The organism is Mesorhizobium sp. M7A.F.Ca.US.014.04.1.1, from assembly GCF_003998745.1.
GTDB lineage: Bacteria > Pseudomonadota > Alphaproteobacteria > Rhizobiales > Rhizobiaceae > Mesorhizobium > Mesorhizobium ciceri.
The window spans coordinates 1-10,715 of sequence record NZ_RZRW01000162.1 but is presented as its reverse complement, the minus strand read 5'-3'; the positions used below and the strand labels follow the sequence as shown (position 1 = coordinate 10,715).

Genomic DNA, 10,715 nt, shown 5'->3' with positions numbered 1-10,715 from the left:
GCTGTGCGCTCTGCCACACGATAAGAGGCACGCCTGCCAGCGGAACGGTGGGACCTGACCTAACTCATCTCGCCAGCCGACGCGCACTGGCCGCGGATACGCTCGCCATGACCCCTGGCGCGCTCGCCGCCTGGATCGCCGATCCACAGTCGATAAAGCCCGGCGCCAAGATGCCGCGCATTGCCCTTAGCGCCGACGATCTCAACGCGGTCGTCACCTATCTCGGAAGCCTCGAATGAGTGGCCTTGCGGGAAAGCCGGCCGAGCACACTCAGGAGGCCCTGAAAGGCATCCGTGACACCGGTCTCGAAGAGGTGAGACTGCGCGCCTTTCTGGCGCATGCCTGGCGAACGCCGAAAGGCTTCTACGGCTGGCTGGTCACGGTCGATCACAAGCTGATCGGACGGCGCTATATCGTGACGGCTTTCCTGTTTCTCATCCTTGCGGGTCTGTCAGCGCTCGCCATGCGCTTCCAGCTTGCCCAGCCTGAGGCCGGCCATATCGGTCCCGATCTCTACAACCAGCTGTTCACCATGCACGGCACGACGATGATGTTTCTGTTTGCCGTGCCGGTGATGGAAGCTTTCGCCATTTACCTGGTGCCGCTGATGATCGGCACTCGCAATGTCGCCTTTCCGCGGCTCAATGCATTCAGCTACTGGGTCTATCTTTCCGGCGGGCTGATGATCTGGATCGCCTTCGCCTTCGAAACCGGTGCGGATGCCGGCTGGTTTTCCTATGTGCCGCTCGCCGGACCCGAATATGGCGTCGGCAAGCGCCCCGATTTCTGGGCGCAGATGGTGACCTACACCGAAGTGTCCGCCCTCGCGGTAGCGGTCGAGATCATCGCGACAGTTTTCAAACAACGTGCCCCCGGCATGTCGCTCGACCGCATCCCGCTCTATGTCTGGTCCGTCCTCGTTACGGCTTTCGTCATCCTGTTCGCCATGCCGGCCGTGATGGTCTCGAGCACAATGCTGATCCTCGACCGCCTGGTCGGCACAAAATTTTTCGACCCCGTAGCAGGCGGCGATGCACTGCTGTGGCAGCATCTGTTCTGGTTCTTCGGCCATCCCGAGGTCTATATCATCTTCATTCCGGCGACCGGCTTCGTTTCCGCGATCCTGCCGACCTTCGTTCGCCGCCCGGTGTTCGGCTATCTCGGGATCGTGCTGTCGTTGATCGCGATCGGTTTTCTTTCCTTCGGCCTGTGGGTGCACCACATGTTCGCTACCGGCCTGCCGCAACTCGGCGAGAGCTTCTTCACCGCTTCCTCGATGATGATCGCCATTCCGAGCGGCGTTCAGATCTTCTGCTGGATTGCGACGATCTGGGGCGGCCGGCCGATCTTCGCCACGCCCATGCTTTTCGTTCTCGGCTTCATCTTCACCTTTGTGATCGGCGGCCTGACCGGCGTCATGGTCGCCTCGGTGCCGCTCGACCTGCAGGTGCACGACACCTATTTCGTGGTTGCCCATTTCCATTATGTGCTGGTCGGGGGCGCCGTCTTCCCCCTGCTCGGCGCCGTTTATTACTGGTTTCCCAAGATCACCGGACGCATGCTGTCCGAGAGGCTCGGCCGCTGGAATTTCTGGCTGGTCTTCCTCGGGTTCAATCTCACCTTCTTCCCCATGCATATTCTCGGTCTGCAAGGCATGCCGCGCCGCGTTTATACGTATCCGCCGGCGAGCGGCTGGGGCGAGATGAACCTCTTCATCAGCCTCTCTTCGCTGGTGGTGTTCGCGGGCTTCGCGCTTTTCTTCCTGAATCTCTTTCTCAGCCTCCGCAACGGCCGCATTGCAGGAGACAATCCCTGGGGCGCGAGCACGCTCGAATGGGCGACGACGTCGCCGCCGCCCTCCTACGATTTTTCGCGGCTGCCCGTGGTAACTCACCGCGAACCGCTTTGGGCCGAGCCCGATGTGCTCCCAGTGGTCGAAGGTCTGCGTGTCGACGCCCGCGAGGTGCTCGCCGGTACGGTCGCCGATGCGATGCCGCAAGTAAGGGTACCATCGGCTGACAACTCGATCTGGCCGTTGCTGTCGGCCATCGCAGTCGGCGGCGCATTTCTCGGTTCGATATACACGCCGTGGGCGGTGGTCTGGGGAGCGATCCCGGTTTCGATCGGCTTTATCTGCTGGTTCTGGCCGAAAGGCGAACCGGAGGACGAGGAATGAGGCACCGCCCCGTCGCCGACGTCAGTCACCTGCCCACATACGATTTCGGGTCAGCGAGCCCGATGTGGTGGGGAACCCTTGCCTTCATTGCCCTCGAGGCAACCGGTTTTGCCTTGGCGATAGGCACTTACTTCTATCTGGCCGTGCTGGCCCGGCATTGGCCCATTGGGGCCCCTGCGCCAGATCTGCTGCCGGGGACGGCAGTACTGGTTATTCTGGTTGCGAGCGTCGTGCCCAACCACATGATCGAGGTTTGGGCACGTCGCCAGGACCTGGCGAAAGTTCGCCTTGGCATGGTCGTCATGTCGATCGTCGGCATTCTTCCGCTGATCGTTCGCATCTGGGAATTTCCGGCTCTGCGGATTTCCTGGGATCAGAACGCTTACGGATCGATCGTCTGGTTCCTGCTCGGGCTGCATACGACGCATCTCCTTACCGATGTCGGCGACACGATCGTCCTGGCGGTTCTCATGTTCACGCAAAAAGGCAAGGCAGGCCGCCGCTTCAGCGACGTCTCGGACAACGCCTTCTACTGGGACTTCGTCGTCGTCTCATGGGTCGTGCTCTATCTTGTTATCTATTGGGCTCCGAGGATGTGAGATGCAGGCGATCCGTACCGGCGTTTCCTGGGCAGGCCTGGTCAGCGGACCAGTTGCGTGGGCAATAACGCTGCAGCTCGATTATTCGATTGCATCCTGGCAATGCCATGCCGGCTTTCGTCCCACTGCCTTGTTCTCGTTGATAGGCGCCGCGGTCGCCCTGGCAGGCGCGCTGCTGTCGTGGCACGCCGTTCATGACCGCGGACATGGTACGGTTCCGCCCCGGAAGGCGCGCACGCGCGCATTCCTTGCAAGGACTTCCGTGGGCATCGGGGCGCTGTTCACGCTCATCTTGCTGGCGCAGCTGATGGCAGGGCTGATCTTCAGCGGGTGCGAACTGTGACGAGGTCAAAGACCCGGAGATTGGCCGTCCGCCGGTGCCCGCCTTGGCCTGCCGCGGGCATTCCATTCCCGGCCGTCACCTCCCGGGCGGTCGCGCTCGTCTTGGCATCGTTGCCGCTTTGCACTGAGCTGCGGGCGAGCGAAATCCAGAAGGGTGAATACCTTACCCGAGCGGCCGACTGCATCGGCTGCCACACGTCCAATCCGAGCCGCCCGTTCGCTGGAGGCTATCGCGTGCCGACACCCTTCGGCGACGTATACTCGACCAACATCACACCTGATCCTGACACGGGCATTGGACGCTACTCCGCGGACGAGTTCGTGCGGGCCGTGCGGAAAGGTATCAGGCGCGATGGAGCCGATCTCTATCCCGCCATGCCCTATGACAGCTTCGCCGCGATGAGCCGCGAGGACGTGCTTGCGATCCGGACCTACCTCCTGGCGCAGCCGCCGATCTCGCAGCCGCAGCCGCGAAACATCCTGCCTTTTCCATTCAACCAGCGCTGGACAGTTGCGCTGTGGAAGCTCGCGAACCTGCATACCGGCAGTTTCACGCCCGATCGGAACCGGACCGCCGCATGGAACAGGGGAGCCTACCTGGTCGAGGTGCTCGGCCACTGCGGTGCCTGCCACACGCCAAGGAATGCAACGTTCGGCATGGATGAAGACCACAAGCTTGCCGGCGGCACCGCCGGCATCTGGCAGGCCTTCAACATTACCAGCGACAAGATCGCAGGCGTCGGCGACTGGAGCAACGAAGAGCTGTCTCGATTTCTCAAAACCGGCGCCGTTCCCGGGAAGGCTTATGCGGGCGGGCCGATGGCGGAAACGGTCATGAACAGCCTGCAACATCTTTCCGATGACGATATCCAGGCCATCGTCGCTTATCTCAGGGACGTGCCCGCCCAATCGGGAGACGAAAAGCAGCCGCGTTTCTCATGGGGTAACGCGGCCACGGCCGACGGCGATGCTGGAACCGAAGGGATGACGCAAGGCAGCGGGACCGCAGCCGGCGATGATCTCTATCGATCGCTCTGTTCGACATGCCATGGGGCGAACGGAGGCGGATCGTCAGACGGATCCTATCCGTCCTTGACCCGCAACAGCACCCCCGGCGCGGCCACACCCGAGGATGTCGCCATGACCATCCTTGAAGGCGTCAAAGCTGGCGACGTGGCGGGGCGTAAGTCGATGGCGGCCTTCGGCGGCTGGCTGGACGATGGCCAGGTGGCAGCCCTTGCAAATTACGTCACCGCTCGGTGCGGAAATCCCGACGTCAGCGTTACCGCGGCCGATATACGCCAGATGCGGGCCGGCTCGACAACAGGCCAGACAATCATGGTTCTGGCGGCTCAATCACTTGTGGCGTGCGCCGCCGTGTTGATGCTTGGGCTGCTGCTTCTGCTGGCAAGGCGCCTGCGCCGTCGGACCAGTTCAGTGCGCCTCATGTCCGCGCATAGAGATAGGCGGTGATGTCGCGCGCCTCTTGAGGCGACAGATTTGTATTGGGCATGGCCGTGTTCGGGTCTACGTCCCGCGCTCTGCTGATCCAGCGCATCATCGCATCCGGGCTGGCTCGCGATGCCCCGATATATCCTCTTTCGACGACGCCCCGCAGGGAGGGACCGACGGTACCACGGGCGCCGGGCACCCCCGGGATTTCGTGACATCCGCCACAGCCGTTGCGGATCATGGCCGGGATGGCTCGTTGAGGGTCGCCGCCGATCGCCTGCACAAGCGTGGTTTCTCGCAGACTGTTGCTGCGAACCGATCCGCTGGCGAAGACGGCAAAACCGATGACGACAGCCGCCGATGCTCCTGCCAACCACCAGAATTGGGGCGGCGCTTGCTTGGCGGCCTGCCGGTTCATCTGCGCTTACCGCTCTCAGCGCTCAATGCGCTGCCGAAGCACTGGTCCGGCAACGGATTGAGGAGCCGGGTCATTTATTACAGTTCTGCACATTCGATGTTGTCGTGCCGGTCGCGGTGTTGTTGTCGATGTCGTTGCCTGCCGAATCTTTGCAGCGGTCAGTCATGCCACCTGATTTCGTTGTGGAATTTGTCGAATTTGTAGTGCTCGGATCGGAAGGATTCACGGATGTTCCAGAGCCGGTGCCGCTGTTGCCGCCGGTATTTCCAGACGTAGCCCCGGTGCCGTCGTTCGAGCCCGAACCGCTGTTGGAGCCGGAACTGTTCGACTGTGCCACTGCCGATGTGGCCAATGTGAGCGCGAGCACAGCGGCGGACAGAAGTTTGACGATCATGGTGGATCTCCTGGTTGGGTGTACCGCCACCAAACCAATCCTTTCCTGATATGTTCCCGGCGAAATCGTGTTCAGCAAAATTCTTGTGAAACAGGTTTTTGTGCCGGCACTGCAGACGGGCTAGCCGCGCGACGGCGGTCGATATAGGTGCGCCGCCTTGGCGTCGTCCGGCCGCGGAAGCAGCGCTGGCCGCATGCCCTCGCCTGAAGCATAGTTGCTCACTGGTGGCCGCTGCCCGCGTCCCCGACCAGTGCCCGATCATCCCCGGATCGGAGACAGCTCAATCATCGCCATGAAAGTCATAGCAACGGGCCGAACACGAATATAGCCAGTAGAGCAAGAAAAATCACGGCGATAACTGCGATCGCCCACGTGACAATTCTTCTTGTCCCCCGTTGCTCCTGCTTGCGAGAGATATTTTCAGCCACAGTACGAAATCCTTGCTGCAAAACTCAACCGACGACAAGGCTCAGCGCCCGCATGGTCCTGCCGGACTGTTGGGCCGCGTCCTGGAATGGCCACAGCCGGGGCTCACATGCCTACCAACCCTGCCGCCCGTACCAATCGTCGACATCGCGCCGCACGCGGTCCTTTTCGATGCCGTAACGCTCCTGGATCTTGCCTTCGAGTTGATCGCGCTTGCCGGCGATGCGGTCAAGGTCATCATCGGTGAGTTTGCCCCACTGCTCCTTGACCTTGCCTTTCACCTGTTTCCAGTTTCCTTCCACGCGGTTCCAGTCCATGACACCGTTCTCCCTGTTTTGGAAAGGTCCGGAATAGGAAACGCAATCCAGTCAAGGATGTTCCTGGAAACAGCCAACGCGCTGCCCGATGCCGAATCGGTTGCCAGAAGTTATCGCCCCTTGCGGTCCGCAAAGTACGTTCGAGCCAACTTTCAGCCGAGCCATCGTCGCTCGCTCAAACCCGCGTATTGCACGTCATATGCCAAGGCTCTAAACGGCTCCGACGATGCTTTACATTCGTGCCCGATCACGTTTGAGTGCTGTCAGGCAATCAGCGCTAACTCCAGCGGAGGCGACAACACACCATCGCCGCCTAATCCCCCTACTCCCACTCGATTGTTCCAGGCGGCTTCGACGTCACGTCGTAGACGACGCGGTTGATGCCGCGGACTTCGTTGATGATGCGGGTGGCAGCAGCCCCCAGGAAGGCCATGTCGTAGTGGTAGAAATCCGCCGTCATGCCGTCGACCGAGGTGACGGCGCGCAGCGCGCAGACGAACTCGTAGGTGCGGCCGTCGCCCATCACGCCGACCGTCTGCACCGGCAGCAGCACGGCGAATGCCTGCCAGATGGCATCGTAGAGGCCGGCTTTGCGGATCTCGTCAAGATAGATGGCGTCGGCTTCGCGCAGGATCTCCAGCTTTTCGCGGGTGATGCCGCCGGGGCAGCGGATGGCGAGGCCCGGGCCGGGGAATGGATGGCGTCCGATGAAACTCTCGGGCAGGCCAAGCTCCTTGCCCAGCGCCCTGACCTCGTCCTTGAACAGCTCGCGCAGCGGCTCGACCAGCTGCATGTTCATGCGCGCCGGCAGGCCGCCGACATTGTGGTGCGACTTGATCGTCACCGACGGGCCGCCGGTGAAGGAGACACTTTCGATCACGTCGGGATAGAGCGTGCCTTGCGCCAGGAATTCGGCGCCGCCGAGTTTCTTGGCCTCTTCCTCGAACACCTCGATGAACAGCCGGCCTATGGTCTTGCGTTTTTTCTCCGGATCCGACTCGCCCTCGAGGGCGTCGATGAAACGGTCCGACGCGTTGACCAGAATGAGCGGCAAATTGTAGTGCTCACGGAACATCGCCACCACGCCCGCGGCCTCGTCCTTGCGCATCAGGCCGTGGTCGACAAGGATGCAGGTCAGCTGGTCGCCGACCGCTTCGTGGATCAACAGCGCGGCAACGGAGGAATCGACGCCGCCCGACAGCGCGCAGATGACCTTGCCCTTGCCGACCTGCTTGCGGATCGCCTCGACCGCGTGCTCGCGGTAGGCGCGCATGGTCCAGTCGCCCTCGATGCCGGCGATGTTGTGGACGAAGTTCCTGAGCAGCCGGGCACCGTCGGGCGTATGCACCACCTCGGGGTGGAACATGATGCCGTACATCTTGCGCTCGATGTTGCCGAAGATGGCGAAGGGCGAGCCCTCCGATTTGCCGAACACCTCGAAGCCGGTGGGCAAGGAGATGACGCGGTCGCCATGGCTCATCCACACCTGGTGGCGCTGGCCGGGCGCCCACAGGCCCTCAAACAGCGGGCTGTCCTTCTGGATCTCGACGAAGGCGCGGCCGAATTCGCGATGGTCGGAGCTTTCGGCGACGCCGCCCATCTGCACGCACATGGCCATCTGGCCGTAACAGATGCCGAGCACCGGCACGCCGGCGTCGAAGACGATCTGCGGCGCGCGCGGACTGCCGATATCGCCGGTCGAAGCCGGGCCGCCGGACAGGATCACGGCTTTCGGATTGATGCGCTTGAATGCCGCTTCGGCCGACTGGAACGGCACGATCTCGGAAAACACGCCGGCCTCGCGGATGCGGCGGGCGATGAGCTGGGTGAACTGGCTGCCGAAATCGACAATCAGGACGGTATCGGGATGATTGGCTGTTTTCATGGCGAGCGTTTAGAGAAAGAAATGAGTCGACGCAATGGGTTGCGAGTTTCAGAGCGGTCTGGCGTCTTCATGCGGCGAATCTTTCAGAAGCGTGCCCGAACCGATGGCCTGTTCGAGCCGCATGACGGCCTCCGCCAGCTTCTCATCGATGACTTCAAGATATTCGGTCCAGTCGCCGACATGCCTGAGATCCGCCGCCCCGTCGGAAATGCCGCGCAGCCCGATCAGCGGAATGTCGAACAACTGGCAGGCGCGCAGGCAGGCGAAGGTCTCCATGTCGACCATGTCGGCGTTAACAGCATCATAGGCCGCACCGGTGATGATCGCGCCGCCGGTCGATAGCGTCGCCTGCTTGATATCAGGTATCTTGAAGGGCAATGGCACGGTCACCGGCAGGTCGAGGAAGGGTGTGGCCCCCTTCTCGAAGCCGAGCGGCGAAGCGTCGATGTCACGGTAGCTGACCGAAACCGCCTGGTAGATTCCCGTCTGCTCCAGCGTCCGGCTGCCGGCTGAGCCGAGCGACACGACGAGGTCGGGCAGGGTTTTTTGCGACTTCAGCCAGGAGAGTTCAGCGCCTAGCCTGACGCCGGCCTCGACCGGACCGACACCTGTCATCAATGGCGTGAACAGCTGCTTGAGATGCGGACCGTATTCGGCCTGCGCCGCCATGACGAAGAGGACGTCCTTGCCCGACAGGCGGCGAATTTTATCGGTCATGATGATTTGCTCCTCTCCGCCCGATCACCTGCTTATCTGCGCCGCCGCTCGCCGGGACCCGCTGCCTCCGGCAGCTCCCGGCGTCCGTGGCCTTTCATCGTGCCACCGGCACGATGAATTCGCCTGCGGCGAACCGGCCACTCACCCTTCTATCCCATCACGCCCGACCACCGTCATCATCGTTCCGGTCATGGTGGCGATCAGCTTGGCCTCGCCGTCGGCGGCAAAGGCGTAGGCCTGGCCGTCGGCGACGATGATGGTGCGGCCTGGCTTGGTCACCGAGCCGCGGAACAGGAAGCGCTCGCCCCTGCCCGGCGCCAGCAGGTTGACCTTGAACTCGATGGTCAGCACGCCGGAATTTTCCGGCATCAGCGAAAAAGCGGCATAGCCGCAGGCCGAGTCCAGCGCGGTCGAAATGACGCCGGCATGGAGGAAGCCGTGCTGCTGGGTGAGTGCCGCCGAATAGGGCATCTCGATCTCGATGATGCCGGGCGTCACCAGCGTCAGTTCGGCGCCGATCGTGGCCATCGCCTTCTGGCGTGCGAAGGAGGTCCTGACGCGATCCTCATAGTCCGGGGCGGGTACGATCTTTGCTGCCATGGCCGCTGCCTTCCTTTATGCGGATAAGCTTATTGCAGAGGCATGGACGGCAGGCAAATGCTTTTGCTGCACTGCACAATCGACCTGGCCTGCCTGCTGGCGCCACGCATCCGTCAGGAATTGGCGACATCCGATCGGATTCAGGCCGACCTGCGCAACGCACAGAAGTAAAACCCGTCGGTGCCGCTCAGCGCCGGCGACAGCGAGATGTCGCCTTTGGCGCCGATGCGCGCGGCTGCCGGATGGCCGGGAAAACGGCTGTCCCAGAGCTGGCGGTGGTCGACGGGAACAAAGCCGCTGTTACGGTCCCGAAAGGCCGCGATCTGCTCGCCATTCTCCTCATCAAACACCGAGCAGGTGATGTAGACCAGCAGGCCGCCCGGTTTGACATAGGCTTTGGCCGCATCGAGGATCGCCGACTGTTCGCCCTTGCGGGTATCGAGCTGCCTCTGCGTCAGCCGCCATTTGGCGTCGGGGCGGCGCCGCCAGGTGCCGCTGCCGGTGCAGGGCGCGTCGACCAGCACGATGTCCATGTGGTTGCCGAGCGGCGCGAGTTCCGTGGGCTTGGTGACCACCTGCACATTGCGGTTTTCCGAACGACGGATGCGGTCGAAGATCGGCGCCAGCCGTGCTTTCTCCGCATCATGGGCAAAGATCTGGCCACGATTTTCCATCGAAGCCGACAGTGCCAGCGTCTTGCCGCCGGCGCCGGCGCAGAAATCCAGCACCTGCATGCCGGCTTCGGCCCCGGCAAGGGCGGCCGCGATCTGCGAGCCTTCGTCCTGGACCTCGAACCAACCCTTCTGGAAGGCCGGTTCGGCCTGCACATTCGGGTGCCGGCCATCGCCGTCGATCGGTGGAATGCGGATGCCGTGCGGGGCGATTGCCGCGGGTTTGGCGCCGGTTCCCGTCAGTTCGGCCAGCACCTTGTCGCGGTTGGCCTGCAAGGTGTTGACCCTGAGGTCGAGCGGCGGGCGCGTTGCCAGCGCGGCGCCCTCGTCGGCCCAGCTCGGGCCGAAGGCTCGCTCGAAAAGCGGCGCGCACCAGTCGGGAACATCCGCCCGCACCGCGTCCGGCGCATCGGCGAGCCGACCGTCGGCGATGGCCTGAAGCTCGGCGGCGGTCAGCAGCGGCGGTGCGAACTTGTCACCATCCAGCGCCTCGTTGAGCGACTGGGCCGTCTGCCCCCATTCGAGCAGCAGGGCGCCGAAGCCAATGGCGCGCGGCGTGTCCTGCCCCAGCAGCCAGCCCGCGGAACGCTTGTGGCGCAAGGCGTCATAGACGATGTTGCCGATGGCCGCACGGTCGCCGCCGCCGGCGAAGCGATGCGACAGGCCCCAATCCTTCAGCGCGTCCGCCACCGGCCGGGGGCGCCGGCCGCTGGCTTCC

At 62.9% G+C, this 10,715-nt stretch carries 12 protein-coding genes; 5 read left to right on the top strand and 7 right to left on the bottom strand.

Annotated elements, in window-relative coordinates; all coding sequences use genetic code 11:
• From EOA22_RS13445 to EOA22_RS13425, 5 genes are all read left to right on the top strand, one after another.
• Nucleotides 1-239 (top strand): c-type cytochrome (locus EOA22_RS13445; protein WP_127390016.1); only part of this gene is annotated, 239 nt, incomplete at its 5' end.
• On the top strand, nt 236-2,176 hold the full coding sequence (gene ctaD, locus EOA22_RS13440) for a cytochrome c oxidase subunit I (protein WP_063170141.1): 1,941 nt from the start codon (nt 236-238) through the stop codon (nt 2,174-2,176). The genes EOA22_RS13445 and ctaD, both read left to right, overlap by 4 nt.
• A complete protein-coding gene (locus EOA22_RS13435; protein WP_013533222.1) occupies nt 2,173-2,775 on the top strand; it encodes a cytochrome c oxidase subunit 3 in 603 nt (200 codons plus the stop codon). The genes ctaD and EOA22_RS13435 overlap by 4 nt, the downstream gene beginning before the upstream one ends.
• 1 nt (nt 2,776) lies before the next feature.
• The gene (locus tag EOA22_RS13430) at nt 2,777-3,118 is read left to right on the top strand and encodes a hypothetical protein (protein ID WP_063170140.1); all 342 of its coding nucleotides are present in this window, start codon (nt 2,777-2,779) and stop codon (nt 3,116-3,118) included.
• A 233-nt stretch (nt 3,119-3,351) separates the two neighbouring features.
• On the top strand, nt 3,352-4,590 hold the full coding sequence (locus EOA22_RS13425; protein WP_164755407.1) for a cytochrome c: 1,239 nt from the start codon (nt 3,352-3,354) through the stop codon (nt 4,588-4,590).
• Here EOA22_RS13425 and EOA22_RS13420 read toward each other — a convergent pair.
• The 7 genes from EOA22_RS13420 to EOA22_RS13385 all read right to left on the bottom strand — a co-directional run.
• Nucleotides 4,562-4,987, bottom strand: a complete 426-nt coding sequence (locus EOA22_RS13420; RefSeq protein ID WP_063170138.1) for a c-type cytochrome — start codon at nt 4,985-4,987, stop codon at nt 4,562-4,564. The two genes, EOA22_RS13425 and EOA22_RS13420, sit on opposite strands and share 29 nt — an antisense overlap.
• Nucleotides 4,988-5,057: 70 nt before the next feature.
• Nucleotides 5,058-5,381, bottom strand: coding sequence for a hypothetical protein (locus tag EOA22_RS13415; RefSeq protein WP_013533226.1), 324 nt, complete (start codon nt 5,379-5,381; stop codon nt 5,058-5,060).
• A gap of 539 nt (nt 5,382-5,920) precedes the next feature.
• Entirely contained in the window at nt 5,921-6,124 is a 204-nt protein-coding gene (locus tag EOA22_RS13410) for a CsbD family protein (RefSeq protein WP_013533227.1), read from the bottom strand.
• Between the two features lie 322 nt (nt 6,125-6,446).
• Nucleotides 6,447-8,009, bottom strand: coding sequence for a glutamine-hydrolyzing GMP synthase (gene guaA / locus EOA22_RS13405; RefSeq protein ID WP_063170137.1), 1,563 nt, complete (start codon nt 8,007-8,009; stop codon nt 6,447-6,449).
• Between the two features lie 48 nt (nt 8,010-8,057).
• A complete protein-coding gene (locus EOA22_RS13400) occupies nt 8,058-8,726 on the bottom strand; it encodes a 5'-methylthioadenosine/S-adenosylhomocysteine nucleosidase (RefSeq protein WP_013530372.1) in 669 nt (222 codons plus the stop codon).
• A 141-nt stretch (nt 8,727-8,867) separates the two neighbouring features.
• Nucleotides 8,868-9,326 carry a PaaI family thioesterase gene (locus EOA22_RS13395; RefSeq protein WP_013530371.1) on the bottom strand — a complete coding sequence of 153 codons (459 nt, stop codon included), beginning with the start codon at nt 9,324-9,326 and terminating at the stop codon, nt 8,868-8,870.
• A 140-nt stretch (nt 9,327-9,466) separates the two neighbouring features.
• Nucleotides 9,467-10,715: RsmB/NOP family class I SAM-dependent RNA methyltransferase (locus tag EOA22_RS13385; RefSeq protein ID WP_164755405.1), on the bottom strand; the 1,249-nt coding region annotated here is incomplete at its 5' end.